Source organism: Nostoc sp. DedQUE07 (genome assembly GCF_034530975.2).
Taxonomy (GTDB): Bacteria; Cyanobacteriota; Cyanobacteriia; order Cyanobacteriales; family Nostocaceae; genus Nostoc.
The window spans coordinates 16,221-42,768 of record NZ_JAVRCC020000035.1; the positions used below are offsets into that span (position 1 = coordinate 16,221).

At 41.5% G+C, this 26,548-nt stretch carries 23 protein-coding genes and 1 pseudogene; 9 read left to right on the top strand and 15 right to left on the bottom strand.

From position 1 onward, the window contains the following. The first annotated feature begins 176 nt into the window (after nt 1–176). A complete protein-coding gene (locus RMZ95_RS23375; protein WP_322671542.1) occupies nt 177–860 on the top strand; it encodes a Crp/Fnr family transcriptional regulator in 684 nt (227 codons plus the stop codon). Nucleotides 861–969: 109 nt separating this feature from the next. Then, complete coding sequence (locus RMZ95_RS23380; RefSeq protein ID WP_409883557.1) at nt 970–3,009, top strand: hypothetical protein; 2,040 nt, start codon at nt 970–972, stop codon at nt 3,007–3,009. 358 nt (nt 3,010–3,367) lie between these two features. On the opposite strand, the gene RMZ95_RS23385 is transcribed toward RMZ95_RS23380, so the two are convergent. Together RMZ95_RS23385 and RMZ95_RS23390 are read right to left on the bottom strand one after the other, a co-directional pair. Then, the gene (locus RMZ95_RS23385; RefSeq protein WP_409883559.1) at nt 3,368–3,499 is read right to left on the bottom strand and encodes a hypothetical protein; all 132 of its coding nucleotides are present in this window, start codon (nt 3,497–3,499) and stop codon (nt 3,368–3,370) included. Nucleotides 3,500–3,629: 130 nt separating this feature from the next. Next, on the bottom strand, nt 3,630–4,100 hold the full coding sequence (locus RMZ95_RS23390) for an AAA family ATPase (RefSeq protein ID WP_409883561.1): 471 nt from the start codon (nt 4,098–4,100) through the stop codon (nt 3,630–3,632). A gap of 426 nt (nt 4,101–4,526) precedes the next feature. Between RMZ95_RS23390 and RMZ95_RS23395 the strand changes: the two genes are divergently transcribed. Beyond that, nucleotides 4,527–6,308: a M61 family metallopeptidase gene (locus RMZ95_RS23395; RefSeq protein WP_409883563.1), complete on the top strand. Its 1,782-nt coding sequence runs from the start codon at nt 4,527–4,529 to the stop codon at nt 6,306–6,308. A gap of 131 nt (nt 6,309–6,439) precedes the next feature. Here the strand turns inward: RMZ95_RS23395 and pyk are convergent, their stop codons facing one another. After that, nucleotides 6,440–8,209 carry a pyruvate kinase gene (gene pyk / locus RMZ95_RS23400; RefSeq protein ID WP_322671537.1) on the bottom strand — a complete coding sequence of 590 codons (1,770 nt, stop codon included), beginning with the start codon at nt 8,207–8,209 and terminating at the stop codon, nt 6,440–6,442. 372 nt (nt 8,210–8,581) lie between these two features. Between pyk and crtR the strand changes: the two genes are divergently transcribed. Beyond that, complete coding sequence (crtR, locus tag RMZ95_RS23405; RefSeq protein WP_409883566.1) at nt 8,582–9,481, top strand: beta-carotene hydroxylase; 900 nt, start codon at nt 8,582–8,584, stop codon at nt 9,479–9,481. A gap of 142 nt (nt 9,482–9,623) precedes the next feature. Here crtR and RMZ95_RS23410 read toward each other — a convergent pair whose 3' ends face one another. The 9 genes and pseudogenes from RMZ95_RS23410 to RMZ95_RS23450 all read right to left on the bottom strand — a co-directional run bounded on the left by RMZ95_RS23410 (nt 9,624) and on the right by RMZ95_RS23450 (nt 19,431). Next, on the bottom strand, nt 9,624–10,175 hold the full coding sequence (locus tag RMZ95_RS23410; RefSeq protein WP_322701621.1) for an opioid growth factor receptor-related protein: 552 nt from the start codon (nt 10,173–10,175) through the stop codon (nt 9,624–9,626). 231 nt (nt 10,176–10,406) lie between these two features. Beyond that, nucleotides 10,407–10,630, bottom strand: a pseudogene (locus tag RMZ95_RS23415) (DUF433 domain-containing protein). Nucleotides 10,631–10,827: 197 nt separating this feature from the next. Further along, complete coding sequence (locus RMZ95_RS23420; RefSeq protein ID WP_322690851.1) at nt 10,828–11,253, bottom strand: hypothetical protein; 426 nt, start codon at nt 11,251–11,253, stop codon at nt 10,828–10,830. Nucleotides 11,254–11,717: 464 nt separating this feature from the next. Next, a complete protein-coding gene (locus RMZ95_RS23425; RefSeq protein WP_409883568.1) occupies nt 11,718–13,211 on the bottom strand; it encodes a catalase in 1,494 nt (497 codons plus the stop codon). Between the two features lie 354 nt (nt 13,212–13,565). Further along, the gene (locus tag RMZ95_RS23430) at nt 13,566–14,939 is read right to left on the bottom strand and encodes an alkaline phosphatase family protein (protein ID WP_322701619.1); all 1,374 of its coding nucleotides are present in this window, start codon (nt 14,937–14,939) and stop codon (nt 13,566–13,568) included. Nucleotides 14,940–15,060: 121 nt separating this feature from the next. Further along, complete coding sequence (gene eboE, locus RMZ95_RS23435) at nt 15,061–16,287, bottom strand: metabolite traffic protein EboE (protein WP_322701618.1); 1,227 nt, start codon at nt 16,285–16,287, stop codon at nt 15,061–15,063. Nucleotides 16,288–16,436: 149 nt separating this feature from the next. Continuing rightward, entirely contained in the window at nt 16,437–17,369 is a 933-nt protein-coding gene (gene eboC / locus RMZ95_RS23440) for a UbiA-like protein EboC (protein ID WP_409883571.1), read from the bottom strand. 88 nt (nt 17,370–17,457) lie between these two features. Continuing rightward, the gene (locus tag RMZ95_RS23445; protein WP_409883573.1) at nt 17,458–18,555 is read right to left on the bottom strand and encodes a TatD family hydrolase; all 1,098 of its coding nucleotides are present in this window, start codon (nt 18,553–18,555) and stop codon (nt 17,458–17,460) included. Between the two features lie 12 nt (nt 18,556–18,567). Next, nucleotides 18,568–19,431 (bottom strand): EboA family metabolite traffic protein, encoded by an 864-nt coding sequence (locus RMZ95_RS23450; protein WP_409883576.1) that lies wholly within the window; start codon nt 19,429–19,431, stop codon nt 18,568–18,570. Nucleotides 19,432–19,904: 473 nt separating this feature from the next. On the opposite strand from RMZ95_RS23450, the gene RMZ95_RS23455 reads away from it, so the two are divergent. Continuing rightward, entirely contained in the window at nt 19,905–21,107 is a 1,203-nt protein-coding gene (locus tag RMZ95_RS23455) for a 3-dehydroquinate synthase (protein ID WP_409883578.1), read from the top strand. Nucleotides 21,108–21,238: 131 nt separating this feature from the next. On the opposite strand, the gene RMZ95_RS23460 is transcribed toward RMZ95_RS23455, so the two are convergent. Further along, a complete protein-coding gene (locus tag RMZ95_RS23460) occupies nt 21,239–21,544 on the bottom strand; it encodes a HigA family addiction module antitoxin (RefSeq protein WP_322690859.1) in 306 nt (101 codons plus the stop codon). 13 nt (nt 21,545–21,557) lie between these two features. Next, entirely contained in the window at nt 21,558–21,851 is a 294-nt protein-coding gene (locus RMZ95_RS23465) for a type II toxin-antitoxin system RelE/ParE family toxin (protein WP_322701613.1), read from the bottom strand. A gap of 102 nt (nt 21,852–21,953) precedes the next feature. Here RMZ95_RS23465 and RMZ95_RS23470 point away from each other — a divergent pair, with 102 nt between their 5' ends. Continuing rightward, complete coding sequence (locus RMZ95_RS23470; protein ID WP_409883614.1) at nt 21,954–22,196, top strand: type II toxin-antitoxin system Phd/YefM family antitoxin; 243 nt, start codon at nt 21,954–21,956, stop codon at nt 22,194–22,196. Between the two features lie 57 nt (nt 22,197–22,253). Next, the gene (locus RMZ95_RS23475; protein WP_322671560.1) at nt 22,254–22,502 is read left to right on the top strand and encodes a Txe/YoeB family addiction module toxin; all 249 of its coding nucleotides are present in this window, start codon (nt 22,254–22,256) and stop codon (nt 22,500–22,502) included. Nucleotide 22,503: 1 nt separating this feature from the next. Here RMZ95_RS23475 and RMZ95_RS23480 read toward each other — a convergent pair whose 3' ends face one another. Beyond that, nucleotides 22,504–23,202: a YdcF family protein gene (locus tag RMZ95_RS23480; RefSeq protein WP_322690863.1), complete on the bottom strand. Its 699-nt coding sequence runs from the start codon at nt 23,200–23,202 to the stop codon at nt 22,504–22,506. Between the two features lie 312 nt (nt 23,203–23,514). Here RMZ95_RS23480 and ctpB point away from each other — a divergent pair, with 312 nt between their 5' ends. Both ctpB and RMZ95_RS23490 read left to right on the top strand, forming a co-directional pair. After that, nucleotides 23,515–24,855: a carboxyl-terminal processing protease CtpB gene (ctpB, locus tag RMZ95_RS23485; protein ID WP_322671521.1), complete on the top strand. Its 1,341-nt coding sequence runs from the start codon at nt 23,515–23,517 to the stop codon at nt 24,853–24,855. Nucleotides 24,856–25,003: 148 nt separating this feature from the next. Then, nucleotides 25,004–25,993 (top strand): glycosyltransferase, encoded by a 990-nt coding sequence (locus tag RMZ95_RS23490; protein WP_409883581.1) that lies wholly within the window; start codon nt 25,004–25,006, stop codon nt 25,991–25,993. The last annotated feature ends 555 nt before the right edge of the window (nt 25,994–26,548 follow it).

Consider the following 26,548-nt stretch of genomic DNA (forward strand, 5'->3'; position numbering starts at 1 on the left):
GTTCGCATACATAATTGTTATGTTGTAATGGAATCCTAGACTGATAAAGCTTAGAGATTCATCTCTAAATAAATACAAATTTTGCGATCGTATTCTGAGTAAGATTACGGTTTAGACAAACTTAATAGTAGCAAAGTTAGTTACCCGCTCTTGAATCCTATTGTTGCAAATATTTCATGCTAACTGAGGTTTTTAGTGAACTTTTCCCCTTAATGAGTACAGCCAATCCACAGACATTGGAATGGCTACTTAACGTTGCAATTGAACATGAATATCCATCTGGGCGAGCCGTTGTGATGGAAGATGCCTGGGGTAACGCCGTTTACTTCGTGGTTTCTGGTTGGGTCAAAGTCCGGCGTACCGTCGGGGACGATTCAGTAGCTCTGGCAATTTTTGGTCGTGGCGATTTTTTTGGAGAAATGGCAATTTTGGATGAATCTCCACGCTCAACCGATGTCATTGCCCTTTCATCAGTGAAATTGCTTAGTATCTCCAGAGAGCGGTTTATTCAAATACTGTTTAAAGACCCGCAGTTACATCACCGGATGTTGCAACTGATGGTGCGGCGATTGCGACAAATTAACCTGCGCCTACAAATGCGGTCTTCACCACCAGCAGTCAAACTCGCCCATACCCTAGTGAGTTTAGGCGAAAGTTATGGTCAGGAATCAGACTTAGGAAAAGAAATTTTTAACATTCCCTTTAAAGATTTAGCAGAGGTGACAGAAATCGGCGTTGAAGAAACCACCAAAATCATGGAAAAGCTGCATGAAAAAGGGTGGATCAAAATTGATAGCGCCAACAACATCACTTATCTTGTGAACTTCAAACAGTTGATGAACTTGGCTGGCAAAGTGTAATTGTTTTATTTATTCAGCGATACAAATTTTGGTATTAAGTAAGTCAACCGATAAGATGCTTCGGTTGACTTACTTATTAGAGGTGTAGGTACTTCACGAAATTAGTCCAATGGATGACACCATTCCACCCCTGACAAAAAACGTCACACAGGCACAATTAGTAGCAGCAGAACCTAGTACTGACCCTGAACTGTTGCGCGAATTAGGATTATCTAGCGACCAACAAACCCGTCAGTTGGTTGCAGGTAATCCTAACACCCCAGTTGATGTCCTGTTGCGTTTGGGAGCAGAATTTCCGTCCCAATTGCTAGATAACCCCGTGTTCCCATTACTGCTTTTGGAAAATCTTAATCTAGTTGCAGAAATTCCCTTACCTACCTTACGAAGCATTCTTAGGCTAGAAAATGTTCCTGTGTCTATTCTAGAAAAATTAGCAGATAAGTCAGATTACAAAGTACAACTACTAGCGCTAGTTAACAACGTCCAAACTCAAAAAGTAGTTTTCAATCGGTTAAATCAAATCAACGATTCTTATATTGTCGAATCTGCTCGTTTACACATCAATTTAGCTGGTGAATTAACAGAGGGATACGAGCAAAAAGTTAAAGAGGTAATTCAAGGAGCCATCTCTTGCGATCGCAATGTTTTTGCTTACGATCTTGTTGTCCCCGCTCAAATTTGCTTTATCCCAGAATTTATTGTTGAATGTTGGGTAAGGGAGCCAATCTATGAGCATTATTTGTGTAGGAGGATTGCTTATTCTCCTGCTACCTCTGCCAGTATTCTCAAACATTTAGCCAAGCATACTGATGGTTATACACGGAATGGAGTTGCCCAAAATCCCAATACTTCCGCAGAAGCTTTACGAAAATTGGCAAGCAAACAGGAAGCAGGAGAACCTCGAATCTTTCTTGCTCGCAATCTAAATACACCTAGTGATGTTTTGGAGAGTTTGAGCAAAGATCGAGATAAAAAAGTTCGTATTAGCGTCGCTGAAAATCCCAACACACCCCTAACTGTACTTCAATATCTAGGAAACGATACAGAGAGAAATGTTGCTGAGGCTGCTACTAGAGCAATAGGAGAACAACAAGGGGAATATACTGCTGAAGCAGTCAGAAAAAACCCGAAAACTCCCCCCCATGTGTTGGAAAAGTTAGCAGAAAAAGACCCCCAGACTGTCTGCCAACACCCAAATACACCGTCCGAACTGCTTTTAGAATTCTCCAAAAGCGTTAACTCACAAGTTCGTGAATGGGTGGCTAAAAACCCCAACGCACCAGTGAATATTTTAGAACAGTTGGCTGATGATGACTCTTCTACAGTTCGGCAGGAGGTTGCCCGAAATCCGAATACACCATTAAGTCTTCTGTTTAAGCTATTTGCTAGAGACGCATCGTTAAGCGATACAATAGCTTATCAAATGTCAAGAGAACAATATCACTCCCCCCAGGTGAAGAGTATCTTAAATATCCTAAATGAAGAAAGTACCAGCCACCTAGAAACCATTTTGCAGAGATTAGTAAGCGAGGGAGGAGAGGCGACTCGTCTGTTTTTAGCTCGTCGCGTTGATTTACCTGCTCATATATTGGCACAACTTACTGAAGCAACAGAGGTTAAGGTGCGTCAGGCTGTAGCTCAAAACGCGAATACACCAATCAGCGCCTTGGAAAAATTAGCCAGAGACGAAGATAGTACAGTTCGGATGCATACCGCTTCAAAAATTAACCTGTCGCCTGAGACTTTAGAAGAACTAGCGGTTGAGAAATCATCTAGTGCAGTGCATGAAAAGGCAATGGTGAATCCCAGTTTACCAAAAGAAGCAGTGGAACGTATTCTTTGCGGGGAATATGCAACAGATTACTTGAAACTGAATCCTGATTTTCTATCTCGTCATCCTGATAGCAAGGCTAGGGTAATCAATTACTATGCCAAGTCCGAGTCTTTTTGGGTTCGTTTTATTGCCCTACTTCAACCCCAGATTTCTCAGGAATTACTACAGGAAAAAAGCCTTTCTATTTACTGGTTGGAACGATTAGCTGTGGCTCAAAATCCACAAGCTGCTCAAAAAATCCTCAATCAGCTGGCAAAAGACGGCAATCAGTTGGTTCAAGCAGCAGCAAAAGCTACATTGCAGGATCTCTCTTAATCCTATATTCGCAGCAGAAGATTTAGGGACTTCCAAATAAAAAAACATCCCAAAACTGAGGCAAAAATTCTCTCTATTTCTTTTCTCTCTGTGTTCTCTGCGTCTCTGTGGTAGCCTACAGCAAGCCATTCTGCATCTACGTTTATTTAAATAATTTATTTCTTGGAAGTCCCTTATTTTTCAAACCGACAATAACCGCACCGCTTCCCCAAAAGGAAACTCTGCCAAAGTCAAACCACCAGGAGTTACCACTCACAACACAGGTAATTCCGGTACTTTAACAGGAAAAGTACCATAACCATCTGTTAAATAAATACAAACGCCTTGAGTTTGCCCATCCCAACTTTCTGCGACTTTCTCAAAAAACGGTAATAGGTGTCAGATTCGGTAGTGTTTTGTAAAGCTGAATAAAAGCCTGAAACTCAGTCGCACTAGCAACCCCCACCGCCGGAGTGATATCTAATTCTGCGTGGTGTAGGACGCTTGCCATTTCCCAAGAACGAGGTGAAGGCCAAGCGGGTTGCTGGGGATCGATTTTGTGCAACAATGTAGGACGGAAGGAAAGAAAGGCTATTATTTGCTCGTGTACGCCTGTTTCTAAGGCATAAGCTTTGAAGCTGTCAAAATCTAGCTTGTGCCTCTAGATGTAAAAACCTATTTGCTAAAGGTGCAGGCATATCAAATACAGCTGCACGGTCTTCTTTACGGTTGCCAGCAGCCCAGACAAACCAACCTGATGGTACAACGTAAGAGCCGACTTTTCGATCTAAAATCAACTGTTGAGCGACTCCCTGCATTGCTGGCGGTGCCATATTTAGTTCATCTAAAAACAAGATGCCTTTACCGTCACGAGGGAGAAATTCTGGTGGATACCACTTGGAGATACCATCTTCGGCAACAGGTAAACCGCGCAAATCGGTGGGCGCAAGTTGACTGAGGCGGACATCCACAAACTCGATATCATACTCTTGAGCTATCTGTCCGACAATGCTGGATTTGCCAATGCCAGGAGGCCCCCAAATCATCGTACTAATTTGCAAGTTTTTACGGATCAGGTTGTCTAAATATGCTTTTAGATCGGAAGGTGTCATGGATTTTCGATTTTCGGTCAAAGCTCAGAAGATAGAACCTCGGCTTCTAACGAGAAGTAAAGGATACGGGTATTATATTTGAGCATTTCCAGGTATAACCTAGAAACTAGATTTTAAAAGTGTTTTATTACAAATAGGTTTTCTAATCAGAGAATCTCCGCCAGTAAGGATTTTTGGTGCGTTGGCGTAGCTCATTGTAGACATCGCAGACTGCTAAATATGGCTGAAATACTCAAATAGCCTGTAGTAATTATGTACAATGCATAAGTAGTATATTAGTTATGCAAAAGAAATAAAGTGTAATCTTTATTTGAGAAAAAGCGGATTTATCGGTGGAGTCAAAACTTACAATACTGTCTTTTCTACGAGATGCAGTGCGATCGCACTGCATCTCGTAGCCTATTAACAATTATCTCAGCAAACAAGATGACTGAAGCAACAGCAACTCGTCCCAATACCTACATCGAGGGAACTGGGCCAATGATTCATTACCTGGTGGCTATGCCTCAACCAGAAACCCATCTGTTTGAGGTGACTTTACACCTTGTCGATTATCCCTTACCGATTCTTGATTTAAAATTGCCCGTTTGGACACCAGGTTCCTATTTAGTCCGAGAATACGCCAAGAATTTACAAGATTTTGAGGCTTTTGCAGAGAATAAGCCTTTAACTTGGCGTAAGCTTGGTAAAAATCATTGGCAGATAGACAAAATAGATGTTTCAGAATTAACTGTACGTTACCGCATTTTTGCGAATGAGCTATCGGTACGAACAAATCACTTAGATATCACTCACGGTTATTTTAACGGTGCGGCACTATTTTTTAGAATACCTGGCTGGGATAAGCAACCCATTCGCGTCACTATTGTACCACCACAGCCAAAATGGCAGGTAACTACTGCCTTACCACCCGTTGCCGAGGAAACAAATACTTTCTTGGCTAGCGATTTTGATACTCTGGTGGATACTCCCTTTGAAATTGGTTCCCACCAATTGTATAAATTTGAGGTATTAGGAAAACCTCATGAATTGGCAATCTGGGGACAAGGTAATTACCAAGTTCAGCAAATGATTGCTGATATCCAAAAAATTATTCAAGTAGAAGCGCAGATGTTCGGCGGTTTGCCATATCAACGATATGTGTTTCTGCTACATTTATTTAACCAAGCTTTTGGCGGTTTAGAGCATAAAAACTCTTGCTCCTTAATTTACCAGCGTTTTGGATTTCGCGCTCAGGAAAAATACGATCGCTTTATGCAATTGGTAGCACACGAATTTTTTCACTTGTGGAATGTGAAGCGAATTCGCCCAAAAGCATTAGAGGTTTTTGATTACGACCAAGAAAATTACACACCATCATTATGGTTTTGTGAGGGTACTACTAGTTACTACGACTTGTTGATTCCTTTGCGGGCGGGAATTTTTGATGTTCAGTCGTATTTGAATAACTTGGGTAAGGAAATTACCAGATATGAAACTACACCGGGGCGGAAGGTACAACCCGTTTCCGAGTCGAGTTTTGATGCTTGGATAAAACTTTATCGCCCGGATGCCAATAGCGGTAATTCCCAAATTTCTTACTATTTAAAAGGAGAAATGGTATCGTTGCTGCTAGATTTGCTGATTCGCTCTACTCACAACAATCAGCGCTCCCTTGATGATGTGATGCTGAAAATGTGGCAGCAATTTGGGCAAGATGAAATTGGCTATACCCCAGAACAGTTGCAAGAAGTTATCGAATCTGTTGCTGGAATCGATTTGACTGATTTCTTTAAACGCTACATTGATAGTACTGATGATTTGCCTTTCAATCAGTATTTAGAACCCTTTGGCTTGCAGTTGGTAGCGGAACAGCAAGAAGAACCTTACCTGGGCGTGAGAATAAATACAGAAAATGGGCGGGAGATGATTAAGTTTGTGGAAACTGGTTCACCTGCACAAGTAGGGGGAATTGATGCAGGTGATGAGTTGTTAGCAATTGATGGAATTAAGGTAACTGCGGGTAGCTTAAGCGATCGCCTCAAAGATTACCAACCAAACGATACCATTCAAGTAGCAGTTTTCCACCAAGACGAACTGCGTACCTATTCCATCACCCTCGCATTACCACGCCCCATTCGATATCAGGTGAAGCCTGTTGATTATCCTAACTCCACCCAGCAACAAAACTTTGCTGGATGGCTTGGGGCTGCGATCGCAACTGTTTAATTAAGGGGCATGGGGCATGGGGCATGGGGCATTGGGCAGAAGAGGCAGAGGGGAAAAACTTACTGAACTTCTCCTCTGCTCCCCTGCTCCCCTGCTCCCCTGCTCCCCTGCCCCCTGCTTCTTCGCCACTTCTAAGCCGTTCTCACCGCCCCAGAGTAAATCAAACCCCGTTGCAAATCTAGCGTTATAATCGCTCCATCCCGAATCGCCTGTGTTGCCTGCTTCACGCCGACAATGACTGGTACACCGAGACGCAAGCCAATCACTGCTGCGTGACTTGTAAGACTTTCATCTTCAGTAATAATCCCGGCAGCTTTCCGAATTGCCTCAACAAAATCGGCACTAGTGCGGGGTGCAACCAAAATATCTCCAGGATTAAAGTTACTCACATCCATGCCAGTACTTGCTACCCGTGCACGACCACTTACTGAACCTTGTCCTAGTCCAATTCCGTGACCTAGTACTGCCGTCACCACCTCTACTTTAATCAAATCTGTAGAGCCAGAAATTCCCTGGAGTGTACCAGCGGTCATCACTACTAAATCTCCTTGGGACAGTAACTGAAGTTCCTGAGCCACGTTAATCGCAGCTTGAAATGTCTGACCAGTAGAAGGTAATCCTAGCACCAACAGCGGTTTGACTCCCCACACCATCTGTAGCTGCCGCGCCACATTTACATGGGGTGTCACTGCCAAAATTGGTGTGTGAGGACGAAACTTAGAGACATTGCGAGCTGTTGCCCCAGTTTGCGTTAGGGTCATAATTGCTGCTGCACCTAGTTGCTCGGCAATTTGACCAACAGCTTGACTAATCGCATTGGGAATGGAGCGGCGGGAATCTCTCAAAGAACGTAAGTTTAAGTGTTGGGCTTCTTCCTGCTCCATACGTTCGGCAATTCGTGCCATCGTCGCCACTGCTTCTACAGGGAAGCTACCCACAGCGGTTTCATTGGAGAGCATCACCGCGTCTGTGCCGTCTAAAATCGCGTTTGCCACATCCGAAACTTCAGCGCGAGTGGGACGGGGATTGCTCACCATGCTATCTAACATCTGAGTAGCAGTGATGATGGGAATCCCCAAGCGATTTGCTGTCGCAATTAGCCGCTTTTGGAGTACCGGAACATCTTCTGCTGGCAATTCCACCCCTAAGTCGCCTCTGGCAACCATCACGCCATCACACAAAGCCAGAACCGCTTCCATTTGTTCGATGGCTTCATGCTTTTCAATTTTGGCAACCACCGGCACTTGCTTGCCTGTACTAGAAATTAGTTCTTTAATTTCGATCATGTCCTGGGGATTGCGGACAAAGGAAAGTGCCACCCAATCGACACCCTGATCTAGACCAAACATTAGATCCTCTCGGTCTTTGTCGGTCATTGCCTTAATTGACAGGTAAACGCCGGGGAAGTTTACGCCTTTGTTGTTAGAAAGTTTACCAGGTACGGTGACGCGACAATGCAAATCACCTTTGTCCCGGTTTATTTCCTCCACCAGCATTTCTACTCGTCCATCGTCAAGGAGAATTTTTGCCCCAACTGGGACTTCTTCAGCTAAATAATCGTAGGTGACGCAACTAATTTCCTGCGTGCCTACTACTGGACGATTTGTCAAGGTGAAGCGATCGCCTTTTGCTAAAACTATAGACCCGTTATCAAACTTCCCCAAGCGAATTTTTGGGCCCTGCAAGTCTTGGAGAATAGCCACTGGCTGATTTAATTCAAAAGCGGTTTGCCGAATTAAGCGAATACTACGCTGATGGTCGGCATGAGTTCCGTGGGAGAAGTTTAGCCGCAGCGTCGTGGCTCCCGCTTCAATAATCGCCTTGAGTATTTCAGGACTGCTAGTGGCGGGCCCAATAGTAGCGACAATTTTTGTCCGGCGCAGAGAATCTCGTAATTGCATAAGGGCTGAAGTTAGGGAGCTATCTGGGAAGTCATCGTAACTTAAGTGGCATCTCCTTTTCAGTCACTGCTATATCAATTAGATATAAGCAGTTAGATGAGGGTTTATGGGAGAGTGGGGGCTGTGGGATAGACTAGATATAGTACATCAATCTTGTATCTATCCTCCCAACGAAGGAGTTTATTGCATCAACTTCTTGCCGATTGTCATACCCCACTTATCAGTAAAGACTAGGCTTCGTCTGGAATCATAGCGTTATTCATCTGCTGATATGCAAAGCTGTCGATAAATCTTGCTATACAAAAGTTTACAAAACTTTATTTGTCCCTAATATTTATCGTATATTCGTAATGTTTGATTAAGAAGGAGACAATGTTGGAGACGATCGCATCGGAGGCAAAAAAGCCACTGACAATCCCGCCAAAGGAATTTTTAGCGCCTCCTGGTGATTTTAATCCCACGCTACTGTTGTTTTTGGTAGCTGTAGCAATGCTGGTGTTATCTAATTTTGGTTACTGGCTTTGGGAATGGCCGCACTGGCTATGCTTTATCGTTAACACTATTGCCTTGCATTGTGCTGGAACCGTAATTCATGATGCCTGTCACCAATCTGCCCATCGCAACCGGGTGATAAATGCGATGTTAGGGCATGGCAGCGCTCTGATGCTAGCTTTTGCTTTTCCTGTATTTACGCGAGTGCATTTACAGCATCATGGTCATGTCAATCATCCCAAAGACGATCCAGATCATTATGTCTCTACAGGCGGGCCGTTGTGGTTGATTGCAGTGCGGTTTTTGTATCACGAGGTGTTTTTCTTTCAACGGCGATTATGGCGTAAATATGAGTTATTAGAATGGTTCATTAGCCGCTTAATTGTCGGTGTGATTGTTTATATCTCAGTGCAATACCACTTTTTAGGTTACATTTTGAATTTTTGGTTTATACCAGCTTTTGTGGTGGGAATAGCACTAGGATTATTTTTTGATTATTTGCCCCATCGTCCTTTTGCGGAGCGCGATCGCTGGAAAAATGCTCGCGTCTATCCTAACCCGATTCTGAATATCTTGATTATGGGACAGAATTACCACTTAATTCATCATTTGTGGCCTTCTATTCCTTGGTATAATTACCAGCCTGCATATTATGTAATGAAACCGCTTTTAGATGAAAAAGGATGTTATCAAACTTCAGGATTGTTGCAGAAAAAGGACTTTTTTGAGTTTGTTTACGACATCTTTTTAGGAATTAGATTTCATCATCAAAAACAATAGAGTTGCTGCATAAAGCGATCGCTATTGAAATTGATGTATAAGAACTTATCTTTGACAACATCCGCCCCGAAGGAATTTTCAGATTAGACTGGATCGATAACCTATACTGCCCTGCCCAAGATTTAGCTTGCTGGCAGATACTTTAAGATGTCGCATTGGGTTTAACTGCAATTGTCCAATACTGAAATGTTTTTCCCCCAATCCGATCGCTATCCTCACGGTAGATTTGCCGCAAGCATTCATAAAACGCTTGGGCTTCATTCTCCAATCCAAATGTTATTAAACACTTTAAAATACGGGTGATGCGAAGATAATTGTGGTTAAAGATATACACCCATTCGCCTTTACGATTCAGATAGTCTTCTGACTGGCTGATAAGTATTTTTCCGTCATTACTCTCGTGGCGTTGCAACCCATAAAATTTAAGCATAACTGTGAAGGAACGCAGCAAATTTTGACGTAGGTGTGGGTTGCTTTGAAATGCTTGAATTACTTCCTCATCAACGATGGGTGCATTAGAATTGAATGCACTTCGCTCAGGCAAAGGGAACAACCACTGAATGTAATCATGGGTACACTCCAATTGTTCAAAATCCCAAGTCCACATCTCTTGAATTGTCCGACCTTCTGAATCGCGTTGCTCGCCTAAGTAGAACGGAACAAGCATTGCAGTGAGTTGTTTTTGATGATTCATTGCAAATTCCCTTTACAACTCAATATCTTGATTTTGGGCGCGATCGCCTTACCAATGACCTTAGAATAAAAATTGTATCTTTTCATTCATAGACTCAGAAGAAAGGTTTAGCGTTTTTATAGCTTCTTCAATATCTACTCTGAAATCTAAGCGTTGAGCCATAAAATTTACATCGCTCTAATACCAATATAATCAGTGAGTTCACGCCTCAAGGGTCGTGGAACACATTCATCAAGCAGAATTCGCATAGGCAGTCAGCATTTCCTTTGCTAATTCGAGAGCGGCGATTGCTTGCTCACGGCTGACACTGGGAAAGCGATCTAAAAACTCATCCAGTGAGTCACCCGCTTCCAGATAATCGACTAAGGTTTTTATCGGCACACGAGTATCAACAAAAACAGGGGTTACCCCAATATATCAGGGTCACTATGAACAACACGCGATGTAGATGTCATATAGTTAGTATGCGTGCGACAGATAACCTTCCGATCCTAGCTTTGATTCTCTCGTAAATCTCAGCATATATTCCATATTCTTGAAGCCTTATTTAGCGCAGCTTAATAAATAATTAGTATTACAATTAAACATAGGGTATGACAATGTATTATCAAATAAATATGCCATCGAATCTGTTCGCGCTTGTCAAGATTCTCTAGTACTTCCTAGTATTATTTATTTTTGTCCCAAGAATTGATTGCTCTTTATCTTTTATGAGAAATTTAGAGCTATTAATTCTAATAACCTCATACATTTCTGCCACAAACACTGAACCTAAAGTAGCTACCATATCTGCAATAGAAATCTTAAATACTAATGGAACCTTAAAATTAAAAAATGATTTTGGCATAGTTTTAACATTTAAATACAACTTTTTTTGACTAACGTACCATACTCCAGTAAATTTATTACCTGTTAGAAGTTCTTTAGGTTTAGATAAAAGTAATGTTTGAATCCTGGTTTGCTCATAAGTCATATCATCTTTAAATTCAATAGTTATTTTTTCCGAACCAGTATTAAAACGCCATTTTCCCAAAAGTAAAATTTCTATTTCTAAATCGGAATGTTTACTAATATTCATATCTTACTTATCCACAGAATAATTATTTAATTTTTCTCTCAACTTAGGTGAACAGTTGTGTGTAGCAAAAATGCTTTGATTTCCTACTACCCATATCTTTGGATGATTTTGTCTAAAAAATTTTTGAATATCATGAATGCAAACTCTTACATTATTAAGATACTCTCACTTGGCAAAGTGCATAAGCATAAACTTTCGTAACGAGCGTCTGTTCATCCTCACGCTACAACTGAACTTCTGCATCCGGGTAGGTGACTTGGAGTGCTTCTACTTGTAAGTATCGCCTAATCCTTCCACGCCTGATTCGTTATTAATGCGTATTTAGATGCATCGCTACACGAATTCGTTTTAGGGCGTTGCATAATTGCGGGATGATTTTACTAGTTTTGTGGGATGGGCCGAAAAGCCCGTCCCTTGTATTTCTGGGCGGGCAGGATGCCCACCCCACAAAATTTTGGATAAGGCTACCAATTACCTACAGGTTGAGCAGTTGGAGAAAACATTGAGGGATCGATTGAAATGCCCAATCCTTCAGCTACACGACGACCATAAGAAATATCTGCCCGGAAGAAGTGGCAAAGTTGGCGCATTTGGATATCCTGTCTCGCTTGAGAGAGACTGCCGACGATATTATGAGTAAGACGCTCTTGCTGCTCAGGAGTTAGTAACCGATACAAATTACCTGCTTGGGTGTAATCGTCGTTTCCTTCACGATGACTGTAACGATCGACTGTGACATCGCCCAAATGGTTAGGTGGCTCTGCATAAGCTGGATTTTCTTTAGGCGTACCCTCAGCACTATTCGGTTCATAGTTAGGAGCGCTACCGTGGTTGTTCCCCGATGCCATAAAGCCATCTCGCTGATAATGCATCACTGGACATTTGGGCTGGTTGACTGGTAGTTGCTGATAGTTACCACCCAAGCGATACCGTTGAGCATCTGGGTAAGAAAAAATTCGAGCTTGCAGCATTTTGTCTGGAGAGAAACTAACGCCAGGAACCACTGCACTAGGGCTAAAAGCGGCTTGCTCTACTTCGGCGAAATAATTCTCAGGGTTACGATTTAGCTCTAATATCCCGACTTCGATTAAAGGATAATCTGAGTGCTTCCAAACTTTGGTCAAGTCAAAAGGATTATCAGGATGTTTGGCCGCTTGCTCCTCGGTCATCACCTGAATACACATCCGCCATTTGGGATAATCTTTGTTAGCGATCGCTTCAAACAAATCGTGAGTCGCATGATCGGGATCTTCGCCCTTAATCTTAGCCGATTCTTCTTCTGTCAAGGTTTGATGCCCTTGCAGAGTCTTAAAGTGAAATTTACACCAAACGCGATCGCCCTGAGCATTAATTAAGCTGAAGGTGTGGCTACCAAAACCATCCATGTGTCGATAGGTTTTGGGTATTCCCCGATCTGAAAATAGGATTGTCACTTGGTGAAGCGATTCTGGACTGAGTGACCAAAAATCCCATCTTGCATTATGGTCTTTGCAATTAGTTTGAGGATTGCGCTTTTGGGTATGGATAAAATCAGGAAACTTCAGGGGGTCACGGATGAAGAAAATCGGGGTATTGTTGCCTGTGATATCCCAGTTGCCCTCTTCAGTGTAGAACTTGATAGCAAAACCTCTAGGGTCGCGCTCGGCATCTGCTGAACCTTTTTCTCCCCCGACTGTAGAAAAGCGCAGGAGAACTTCAGTTTTCTTGCCAATTTCAGAAAAAAGTTTAGCTTTACTGTAGCGGGTGATGTCATTGGTGACAGTAAAAGTACCGAAAGCAGCCGCACCTTTAGCGTGGACAACTCTTTCAGGAATACGTTCTCTGTTGAAATGAGCCAGCTTTTCTAAGAGATGAAAATCCTGGATTAATACAGGCCCACGCGATCCAGCCGTGAGTGAGTTCTGATTATCAGCAACAGGAATACCGTCAGCAGTTGTCAAGTTTTGGGGTTCAGTCATGGTTCAAGAAGCTCTCCATGTAAGTTACTCAGATTGCCCACAGTACATTTTAGTCAGTAGGTATCTATCTACTGATAGAACAATCTAATTCAACGTGAGTTCGATAAACCTCTCCCTCCCAGCCTCCCTCTCCGAAACGGAAAGGGAGGAGCAATGAAAAATTCAGCTTTTTGCTCCCCTCTCCGTGTCGGAGAGGGGTTGGGGGAGAGGTCAAATAAGACTTGTCGAACTCAAGTTAATTCATAGTCATAACGAGTTTATATGTAAAGCATACTCGATATGATTATGAATTACAAGAAATCTTTTTGTATTTTGGTAAGATGTAGAGACGATATATCGCCTCTATACTGCCTTTCAGGTATTTAAATGTTTGAGAATCAACGAGCAAACATCTGTCGCCTCAATTTGATGTTCATTAACTAGGTGAGTTTGATGGGTGATAAATAGAGGCCCTTCAGCAACAGAAGTGGTGATATTACCGTGAGAGCCACGCACCAGCGAAGCATCCAGAGGGATCACATCCATTAAGTAGCGAAAGCCCAGTTGTTTTTTAAGTAACTTGAGAGCAATTTTTCCTTGAGGAAATTTTATTTGCGGATCGAGGAAAAGTTCTACAGGATCGTAACCAGGCTTGCGGTGGATATCTACGGTTCTAGCAAAATCAGGCGCTTTTGCATCATCGAGCCAATAATAATAGGTAAACCAAGCGTCAGACCCAGCGATCGCTACCAACTCTCCCGATCTAGGATGATCGAGATGGTACGTTTGTTTACCCTCTTCATCCAATACTTGCGCCACGCCTTCAGTCGCTTCTAGGAGCGATCGCACTTTCGGGATATACGCCGGATCGTTCACATATACATGAGCAACTTGATGATCGGCAACAGCAAAGGCAATGCTAGCACCAAAATCCAGTAGTTCTCGCCCTAATTCCTCGCGCACAGCAATTAAACCATTTTCTCGTAGTACGCGGTTCAAATCCACCGCTTTAGAAACTGGAGTAATGCCATACTCAGAAAGAATAATTACTTGAGTATTTCGTGCTTGATAATATTCAATTAAATCGCCACAAACAGCATCAATTTCTCGCAAATCAGCTTGAATCTGTGTTTGATTGTTACCAAACTTTTGCAGACAGTAATCTAAATGTGGTAGATAAACTAGTGATAATGTCGGGCTATAACGTTCCTCAATCCATTTTGCGGAATTGGCAATCCATTGGCTAGAACTAATGGTAGTTTTCGGCCCCCAAAAATCGAACAGAGGGAAGTTTCCTAAATCAGATTGAATTTGCGATCGCACATCACTAGGATGGGTATAAATATCAGGTAATTTTCTCCCATCTGCGGGATACATTGGGCGCGGTGTAATCGCATAATCTACTGAAGAATACATATTGTACCACCAAAAAAGGTTGGCACAAGTGAAGTTTGGATCGATTGATTTAGCTATTTCCCAAACTTTGGGAGCTTGTACTAGTTTATTAGATTGTCGCCAAAACTTCACTTCACACTCATCGCGGAAGTACCAACCATTAGCGACAATTCCATGTTCATCAGGCAATTTTCCTGTTAAATAAGTAGCCTGAACCGAACAAGTTACAGCAGGTAGAACTTTTTTAATGGGAGCCACTTGTCCTTTATTAGCCCAAGAAGATAAAAACGGCGTATTTTCTCCTAGTAAACTGGGCGTTAATCCTACGACATTTAAAACAACTGTTTTCTGCATACATTCAATTCTCTCTTATACCAATTTGAAGAAATAACTAGAGATGCGCTATGGTATATCTCTACAGATTTCAACCAGAAAAACCAGTGAAAATCTTAATTTATTAATTACGAATTACGAATTACAAATTACGAATTATTTTTAATACCCACTCATATTCACGCTGAATAGAAGTCAGCAAATCTATCTTCATTTCTGATGGCAATACATCCCAAGTGTAAGTCTCAATTTCTAGATGTGAGCAAGCATTATTTGTCTGAAGTAGCTGTAAAACAGTAGCAATATCATCTTGGGTAGATTGCAAAATTTGATAATCATGAATAAAAATTGGGACATGAAAGTGAGTGCGCCATTCTTCAGCTAGAGATTGCTCTAAATTTGGTAATGCAGTTATTAAATCAGGATAGTGGTGGAGTGTACCATCGCTACGACGTTCTATTACCTGGTGAAGATAGGTAGATTCTGCAAAAGGACGTAAGCGTTCAACTATCAAACTACGCTTTTCAACCTCAGCAGGGATTTTTACTTTAATTGCAGCGCTGATTTGAATTTTCCCAATTTTAATTCCTACCGATTGCAAACGTCCAAATACAGAGTTTGGCTGCTCATATTCAACGGAAAAATGGCAGGTGTCATAGCAAATTCGAACGTGTTCTAGCAATTTAGTCTCTGCTAAATCCTGCTCAATATTTAACTTGTCTGATAAATAACTACCACCTATTGGCAATAACCAATTTTGATAGAAGTCAATTACTTCCGAAGTATTTTCAATTAAACCATCAGGCTCAGGTTCTAAATCAATATGAAGGATCTTGCCTGTTTCTTCATGGATGCGAATCATTTCTATAACAACTGATGCTATATTCAAACAACTCTTTTTTATAACTGTCTCAAAAGTTGCTTGGTCTTTTATCCACCAAGGTTTATAGGATAATGGTAGTGTAGAAATTCCGCCATCAAGTCCTTGGGGTAATAGACTAGCTAAAATGTGTGCCAAATTTAATGTATAATTAACCCGTTCTTGTGTAGACCAATCTGGTGCATAAACTTGGTCTTTTACCACCTGTCGATGGAATCCACCATAAGGAAATCCATTTAAGGTGAAAACATATAAATCTTGTTGAGTTAGCCAAGTTTGGAATTGAGCCAAGTTATTATTTTCTAAAAGTTCTTTTGCTGCAACATCTGCTAACCTCAAGCCAATCCCAAAAGGTTCTGTAGGCGATAAACGTGATTTTAGTTCGGGAATATACTTCTCTAAATTGGCGAAAACCTCTAGCCAACTTTCACCAGGATGAATATTGCTGCAATAAGTTAAGTGAAGATTATTGTTTTTTGTAATTTTCATTTTCTAGTTATATGCCTTGTATATTTTTAATCTGTTTTCTTTGGCTTCAACTATTTCACAAAATACTTGCTACATATTCATGGGTAGGGGCGCATAGATGTGCGCCCCTACAGCCGATTAATGGTATTACTGGGTGTATACATTCAAATTTAAGTAACAGCAAATACCTTTGCTAACTTCATAGAAAATGGTAGCAAAATTAGAACAAATAAACCGTAATACAAACCAGCAAAACCAGATGCAACGGTTGCATCTAATACTATTAGAGATAAAACACCTATTCTCACAGCATTTCTGATATTTTCAGCTATCGGTTTGCGCGCTGCTTTGATAAAGTTAGGCAAGATTCTGATAGCTAAGAAAATAGCGAATGGTAGGGCTGCGATCGCTCTATACTTTTCTAATAATCCTAAAGCTAAAACTGCTGTCAAAACTATTGCAATTAGAAGTAGCGCGAGTACTCCCGTAATCTTCTTTCCTCCGTGAACTTCACCCTGACTAATTGCCGTGATAGCAGCAATATAAAGAACAGGAATCAGCGCTAAATACCAACGTTCTCCGATTATTTCTGGTACAGCACTTACGCCTAATAATAAGTTACTGCCACGGCACAAACCCATATTTAAAGGGCCGAAAAAAGGATGATGTTTGGCGAGTGAGTTATAAAGGAGGCATGAAAGAGTAATAAATGTTGCGATCGCAGCACTCAACAACGATACTTGAAAAGCAGCTATAATCCCAATTGCAAACAGTATACTCCCCAAGAAAGTAGCATTTTGACGAGATACGCGACCACTAGGAATTGCTCTATTTGGTCGCTCTTTGGCATCTAATTCGGCATCGAAAACATCGTTAAAAACTATCCCGCCACCGTATAAACCAGTTGTCGCCAATAACAACCAAGCTAATGGAATTAAGATGGCAAAAGTTGCTTCGCCATTAATTAATTTGGTAAAAATAATTCCAGAACCAGAAGCAGCAAAGCCTAGAAGAATATCCGCCCAAGCAGTAACAATATTAGCAGGACGCATCAATTCCAGATAACCCCGCCAGCTTTGAAAATTTAAGCTTGCAACATTCACTTATCTGCCTCCGTGCCTAAGTATTTCTCAAAATAAACCGCATATTACAAATGAACCAGATATTTATACACTCCTCACTGCCAATTTTCTATTCAATCAATACAAAATCTGAAACTGATTTGATTCCTGGTTCTTGTCCCCGTAGCACAGAATTACCACTGAACATTTGACGTTGATCGATAGATTGAGGATTGAGCCAATCTGAAGCTTTCATCTGCCCAGTTTGACTGTAAGCAGCTAGAGCATTTTCATAACAAACTGCTCGCACGTGTTCTTCAGGGATACCCCTATCTAACATCAGCTGAGCCGTTTTCGGGACTGCCAAAGGATCGCTAATACCCCAATCAGCACTACTATCTACAATGATGCGATCGCATCCATATTTGCGGACAACTTCTACCATTCGGGCGTTACCCATCTTCGTCTGTGGGTAAATCGTGAAAGCCGCCCAAAAACCCCGCCCTAATACTTCTTCAACAGTTTCTTCGTTGTTGTGATCGATAACTACTTGTGAAGGATCTAAGCCATATTCAATACAGCGATCCATACTCCGACTAGCACCCGCCTTTTTATTACGGTGAGGAGTATGAATTAGTACTAATGTATCGAGTTCTTTGGCTAATTCTAACTGTCGACAAAAGTACTTATCCTCTGCTTCTGTCATATCGTCATAGCCAATTTCACCAATGGCAACAACTCCTTCTTTACAGGCATAAAGTGGTAGCAGTTCCATAACTTCAGCTGCTAGCGCTTCATTGTTAGCTTCTTTCGGATTTAGGCCGATTGTGCAGTAGTGTTGGATGCCAAACTGACTAGCACGAAACCGTTCCCAGCCCACAAGACTACTGAAGTAGTCTTTAAATGAGCCAGCGTTAGTTCGGGGTTGTCCTAACCAAAAGGCTGGTTCAATAACGGCAACAATTCCATATTCCCGCATTACTAAGTAATCGTAAGTAGTACGGGAACACATGTGAATGTGAGGATCGATAAACATCATAGTTTTAATAATTGGGGATTGGGGATTGGGGATTGGGGATTGGGAATTGGGAATTGGGCATTGGGGATTGGGCATTGGGAAAGACGAGGCAGGAGGCAGAAGTTCTACAATGTTTGAATTTTGAATGCGTGAATTTTGAATTGATTTCTCCCCTGCTCCCTTGCTTCTTCCCCAGTCCCCAGTCCCCACTCCCCACTCCCTTCATTTGCGGCTAAAACTGCTCCAAGTCAGATTACCTTGTTGAATGGATGACTGTAAATCTGGGTAATGAGAAAGTAATGCTTGCGCTTGCGGTAAAGGAGACTCAGCACAAGCTAAGGCTGCTGCTTCTTGCTCGTGTATATCCCCATTAGCTAGTACTTTTTCCAAATCTGTGATGATGGCGCTATCGGCAAATCGTCCTACAGGTCGCCAAAGTTCTGGCGTAACTGTGCGTTTAGCTGCCCAACGTTCATGGGCATAGTCTGCCAACATCCTCGCCAATTCTGGATTAGCACGCCGATCTAGACCCCAAATTAAATGCAACGGACTGCCGACAAACACAGCCTTCAGAACCATCTGATTCCAGGCAGCATTATCTAAATAATTCGCTGGATAAGGGTTACGTAGTGCTATGGCTTGAAATACATTACTCATATTGCTGCGAATTCCCTCAGCAGTACGATGGCGATGTAACTCTGGATGTGGTAGTAGCGGCAAACTTTGATAAAGGGCAACTAACTCCCCCATATCGGCAGTGGAGAAGACTCGATCGAGCGATCGCACATAGACCTCAGCATCATCGTGGGGCAAAGCTAAAAGCAAAAGTGTGCGACCCGCTTGATCTACACTCCAATTACCAGGATACCAGCCGGGGATCAGATCCTCTGCTGCTTCCAAGTCTTGGAATGTTAGCTGCAAATCCTGTTTACCTAGATAACGCGGCACAGCACTAAAAGCCGTAAAAAACACTCTCTCAGCAGTGCCGCTAGCAATCTGTGCTTGCTTCTGTTCCAACCAAGTAAAAGCTTTCTCTGAAACAGACTTTAACAGCCAATGATGCAGTAATTTGTTTACTTTACTCATGATAAATTCAGGATAAGTTGCCCAACTTATTTGTGACAACCAAGTATAAAATATAGCACTAAACTTGATATTTTGGGTTTAAAGCAGTTAGGTAATATACTACTGGGATCATAACTTCACTGAATCTATAAAAATCTCCTGACTTTAAAGAAGATACTGTAAAGATACCATTTTGATTAGATAAATACTCAATTTATCTTACGGAAAAAAATTAGAATTTTATGTAATAATGATCTCCATTACTAACCTCATATATAAAGGATAGGCATTAATATAAATTGTAAATTCATGTTATTTTAAATTTTATCTATTAGGTGAAATCCTTCAAAAGTATGATTAATTTAGTAAATAGATTCGTTTAGTAGTTCATTTAAATTTTGAATTACGTGATAGATTTATTCTGTTTATATTGCTGTTAATTTAATTGCGATAGTGTATATATTTACAATTACTTAGAAAGTAATAATATTCAAATGGCTATTCAACAAAAAAACACTCTTAATCTACAACCAATTAACCAATGTGTTCGTGTTAGCTTCAATTATGATGTTCACTTCACTAGAGGTCTGTTTCACTTAGATAATCCTTTACTTGCACAAGCGATCGCCACAGATGGGGAGACAACCCCAAAACAAATACTAGCAGTGGTAGATGGAGGATTTTTACAGTATCAAGATGGGCTGTTAAAAAAATTATCAGCCTATGCCCAATACTATGAAGATATATTAACACTGAGCGGTGAGCCGATAGTAGTTCCAGGTGGAGAAGCAGTCAAGAACGATTCTAGATTTATAGAGCAAATTCATCAGCGGATCAATACAGCTGGATTATGCCGTCACTCCTACGTTTTAGCAATTGGAGGTGGAGCTGTCCTAGACATGGCAGGATACGCAGCAACAACAGCTCACCGAGGAATTCGGCTACTACGAGTACCGACAACAGTATTAGGGCAAAATGATTCGGGTGTAGGAGTAAAAAATGGAATCAATGCCTTTGGTAAGAAAAACTTTTTGGGTACATTCATGCCACCTTATGCTGTCTTGAATGACTTTGATTTTCTTACTAGCCTCGACGATCGAGATTGGCGATCGGGTATTGCAGAAGCGGTAAAAGTAGCGTTGATTAAAGATGCAGATTTCTTCGATTTCATTATGACTAATGCCGATAAATTGGCTAATCGAGACATGGACATAATGGAAAGACTGATCTATCGCTGTTCTCAGTTGCACTTAGAGCATATTGCTGGTAGTGGCGATCCCTTTGAAATGGGTTCATCGCGTCCTTTAGACTTTGGACACTGGGCTGCTCACAAACTGGAGCATTTAACTAATTACAGCTTACGTCACGGTGAAGCTGTTGCGATCGGCATCGCTTTAGATACAACCTATTCATATTTAACAGGGCAACTCTTGCAATCAGAGTGGCAAAGGGTTCTAACTACACTCAAAAAATTAGGCTTTACTTTGTACATATCGGCATTGACAGAGCAATTAGATCGACTAGACCATCCGCATTGTCTATTTAGGGGGCTTACGGAATTCCGCGAACATTTGGGAGGAAAATTGACAATTACCCTTCTACAAGGAATCGGAGAGGGAATAGAAGTTAACCAGGTAGATTTGTCTTTGTATAGAGATGCTATTTTGATGCTGCAAGATTGGGAACTTTTGCATTGATTCTCCATTGGATGCAATCAGCAGAAGCGATGTTTAATAACAAGCTCAGAGGTGGAGAGTAAGATTTTCTTCACCTTTGCCTAATTGTGATTATTTTATGCAAATATACTGCTTAATTTTTCAAGCGATCGCTACTTCGTGGTTCCAAATTGCAAAATACTTTTTAGTTCCTCTTCTTCTTCCTTGAGAACGTGGTAAAGTTCCCAATTTTGTTGGAGGTTTAACCAAAACTCTGAGCTATTTCCGAAAAATTTTGATAACCTTACTGCCGTACTAGGTGTAATACCTCGCTTTTGATTTACAAGCTCATTTATTCGCTGATAAGGAACGTGAAGTGCATCTGCAAGTTCTCTTTGGGTGATTCCCATTGGGTCTAGAAAATCTTTAAGTAATATTTCACCTGGATGTGATGGAGGTCTATACTTTGGAACTCTCATCTGTTGTTACCTCCTAATGGTAATCGACTATTTCAACTTCTGATGCACCCTGGAGTGTCCATATAAAGCAAATTCGATATTGGTCATTAATCCGAATGCTATGCTGACCTTTACGCTCACCTTTTAGTATCTCTAACCTGTTACCTGGTGGAACTTTCATGTCATCTAGAGATAACGCTGCATTGATTTGATCTAATTTTCTCCGTGCAACTTCCCAACAGTATATAGGACATTGCTTTCGAGCTTCCTTTGAGTCATTGCCATCAAAAATATCTTCGGTTCCTCGATCCTTAAATGATACTATCATAATTAGCATGATGACACGGTTATCATGCTATCAAAAAAACAAAGTGATTTTTTGTAGGATGAGTAAACTAAATTAAAGTTATCGTGAGTTAAAAAAGTTATGATGTCTTCGCTTCCTGTCAACGACGCTCAAAATAATTTGCAAGAGATCATCGACCAAGTTGCAGAGCAGGGTAAACCTGTGATCATTCGAGGCGATCGTGGTAATGCAATTCTGCTAGCGGAAAAAGATTGGTCTGCAATTCAAGAGACTCTTTACTTATTATCTGTCCCTGGAATGCGAGAATCTATAAAAGAAGGACTAGCAACCCCGATCCAAGAATGTGATGGGGAGTTAGATTGGTGAGTCAGCAAGCTTCTGAGGAGCCACTTGCAAACCCCGAAGGAGCGAGTTGGAGGTTGAATTTATACAAAACAAGCGCAAAAAGACGCAAAGAAATTAGCTTCTAGTAACTTAAAGGAAAAGGCCGAGGAATTACTCGCAGTCCTTAAAGAAAATCCTTTTCAAAATCCTCCACCTTATGAAAAGCTGGTTGGTGACTTATCAGGTGCTTATTCTCGTAGGATAAATATACAGCATCGATTGGTATATGAGGTCATTGAATCCGAGCAAGTAGTCAAGATAATTCGGATGTGGACGCATTACGAGTAAGTTACCTCCTCAACCCTCCTTGGTGTTCACAATGGAAACCTCGATGCTCCCAAGCTTGCATATCTACATCAGTAAGTTTTGTCACATTTGAGCATTGCGGTTGAATAATTTGACTTAAAATCGCCCAAAATAAGCTGCGCGTTACATCTAATCCAGTTTTTGTCCAAGATTCCCGATTACCAGGAATACCCGACTCCTGAACAATTTCTGGCTCAACCCAAATACCATGAGCGCCAAAAAGAACCTGTGCCATCCATTTAGCTCTGGGTAAATGACTTGGCGAGGTAATCAACATGACTTTATGCACTCCCCAACGGCGCAAAATTGGAATACCATAATAAAAATTTTCAAAGGTAGAATTCGCGCATTTTTCTAACCAAACGTTTTGTAACTCTGCTAATTCTGCCTCAAAAATTAACCGTATACAGGGATCTGGGGAACCATGAGAAATTAAAATTGGGGTTTGCGGGTATTGTTTTGCTAGTTGGGCAACATAAGTTTCTCGACGAATACTGCCACCAAGCACAAAGAACGCATCTACTGGCTGCGAAGAAGCAAAAACTAAGGTTATAGTAGTGAAAATCAGCCAAACACCCAGGACAACGTACAATCCACCACTGAGTTTTTGTAACAATTGCCACAGATTAGCAGATTTTTTTTTAATAGAAATTAATGATTTGTTGGTAAATTTGCGTTTCATGACTTAAGTAAGAAAAACTGATTTTATTGCTGTATAACAGTACTGCAATTCAGTGAGCAAAGTGCTATCTTATAAAAGTAATCTAGAATGCAAATATGACGCTAATTAAAGTGTCACACGCTCAGTATAGCCTTCCGGAGTAGACTAACAAACTGAGAAATGATTGTTAATAACTAATGCGGCATTTTGGGCATCATTTAAGGATAAAAATGATGAAGGAGCATAGTTGATTCTGGGGTATAAAAACTTAAAAATTTCTGGAAAGCCTGATTGCTAAACTGTCAACAACACAATTATTCCAGCTAAGTATACATGAACCAATCTGCGAAAAGTTACTCACCGCTCCAAGTAGCCTTGATTGGTGGAGCGATCGCCACAACTGCTACCATGTCTGTATTCGGCCCCGCTTGGACTCGTGGTGTCCGTGCTGCTCTAGCCCTCCAAGACAGCCCAAAAGTGATAGTTGACCAAGTTTGGCAACTGGTAAATCATGAATATGTTGATGGCAAATTTAATCAACAAGATTGGCAAGCAACCAGGCAAAGCTTGTTGAGCAAAGACTACTCTTCTAAGGAAGAAGCATACACTGCCATCCGCGAAGCTTTACAAAAGTTAGGAGATCCTTACACTCGGTTCATGGACCCCCAACAATTTGAAGCTCTAACTAGCCAAACATCTGGGGAAGTCTCTGGTATCGGCATTCGGATGGAAGTGAACGAAAAAACTCAGCAGCTCACCGTTGTCGAAGCCATAGAAAACTCTCCGGCGCTGAAAGCTGGAATCAAAGCAGGCGATCAAATTTTAGCAATTGACGGCAAATCCACTCTCAAAATGAAAGTGGATGATGCTTCTAAGCTCATCCGTGGCAAAGCGGGTACTCCGATTAAGCTAAGATTAGGACGCGCAGGCCAAAATGCCTTTGATTTGAAGCTGACAAGGGCAAGTATTGAAGTCCCAACGGTACGCTATACCCTCAGACAAGAAGGGAATCGCCGCGTTGGCTATATCCGTTTGCGGGAATTTAGCGCCCACGCCGCAGACCAAATGCAACGAGCCATCCGCGATTTGAACACTAAGAAAGTTGATTCTTATGTCTTGGATTTGCGGGGAAATCCTGGCGGTTTGTTGCAGGCAAGCATTGAAATTGCTCGGATGTGGTATGACAACGGCGGAATTGTCAAGACAATAGACCGTGTAGGCAGCAGCGAAGAAACTAAAGCCAATCGCACTGCTCTAACAAATCGTCCTTTGGCAGTCTTAGTGGATGGCAATTCAGCTAGTGCTAGTGAAATCCTTACAGGGGCACTCAAGGATAATAAACGGGCGGTAGTCGTGGGGGGTCAAACCTTTGGCAAAGCCTTAGTCCAGTCAGTTCATGAACTCGCAGATGGTTCCGGCTTGGCTGTCACCATTGCCCATTACTACACCCCAGCAGGAACGGATATTAACCACAAAGGAATTACACCTGATATCAAGCTAGACTTGACAGAGGCACAAGAGCGTCAATTGGCTTCTAATCCCAATTTAATTGGAACTAAGAGCGATCCCCAATATGCTCGAGCGATCGCAATTCTATCAAATAATAACTTTGCCCAGCCACCAGCAAATCAACCGACTCGACCCATGAGCCGCGCCGATAACCTGAAATTTTAAATTGACGCGAATGATTTGTTACCAGGTGTTTATATAGTAGTATTCCCAAATCCAGATTTTTGGAGTTATGAAAACTGCTTGATATGCCGTTCCAGGATTTTGGTTTGGGAATACTAACTACTAATCCCATCTCCAAAATCTCAGATTTATGAATCATCAACCAGTTGATGCAACCACCGCCACCAGCTTTTTACCAATGGTATCGGTGGTTGTTCCTATTTATAACGGTGAGGCAGATTTACCAGAGTTAATCAATTGTCTGTTGTCTCAAACTTACCCAAAAGACCGGGTAGAATACTTGTTGGTGGACAACAACAGTAGCGATCGCACTCTCACCATCCTGAAAACATCTGCCGAAAATTCCCCAATTACAATTCGCCCCTTAAGCGAAACCCAAATTCAAAGCTCTTACGCTGCTCGTAATACCGGGATTCGCGCCGCTACGGGTGAAATTATGGTTTTTACCGATGCAGATTGTCGCCCACAACCGCAATGGTTAGACACACTAATTCAGCCTTTTGTTAACGCAGAAGTAGTAATTGTTGCTGGTGAAATTTTGGCACTACCAGGCACAACTTTGTTAGAACAACACGCAGACCGTCAAGAAACTTTATCGCAAAAACATACCCTTAACCATTCCTTTCGTCCCTATGGTCAAACAGCTAATTTGGCGATTCGGCACATTGCTTTTGAAAAAGTGGGTTTATTTCGTCCCTATCTAACTACTGGTGGTGATGCTGATATTTGTTGGCGGATTTTGGCAGAAAACATCGGGCGTTTGGAATTTGCTCCAAGTGCGATCGTTCAGCACCGCCACCGCGCTACACTTCAAGAACTGCAAAGTCAATGGCGGCGTTATGGACGTTCAAATCGCTATCTGCACGAACTGTACGGTGTAGATTTAATGCGAGAGATGACACCCAGAGAATACGGCTATCGCTTGGCACGTTGGTTATTGAAGGAAGTACCAAGAGATATTAAAAAGGCTTTGGCGAAGCCCGTCGCAGGCATCGCTAGTCAAGCCAGCCTTGTAGATTTATTAAATACCCCCATTGGTTTATTCACAGCTAGGGCGCGTACTGCTGGACAAAGAGAGGCCAAGCTACCAGAGAATGCCAAGATAATTGCTCGACTGTAATTAAGAAAAAAGGCGTTGCTGATTTAGATGTGTAAATTTTGGTATAAAGACGTTGCAATTGCTGGTCTCTACAAAGGTTTTGAAATTACGCAAAATCATTTTCATAGCTGAATTCAGTAACACCTGAGCAAAAACGTTCTTGTCAGTCTAGAAGCATTGACTGAGAACCTTATGCTTTCTTTAGCTCACAAAAGCGAATGTATCTTAAGAAGTATTTTCAAAAGTAGGTAAAGCAAATATGCTGTTATTAATCTTTGAACTTTAGTACCTTGTATTTAATAAAATAAAAATTTCACTAGGTAGGGCTGGTTGGCACTAAATAAGGCTAAAAGTTGATTGAGGCTGCACAAATTTGATTGCTTCGTGATTATTGAAAGATAAATTAGTAAATCAAAAAACCAACTTCTTTAATATTTATTTATAGAGTGTCCGCTCTTTCAAGTAACCTTCTCTCCTTGCCTGCTCAATAGCGTCTGAAGTCTTGAAGAAAGCATGGAGTTTGCTTTCACTGCTTTCTTCATTCACACTTACGCTTTATAGTTTTGTGAGTTGAGC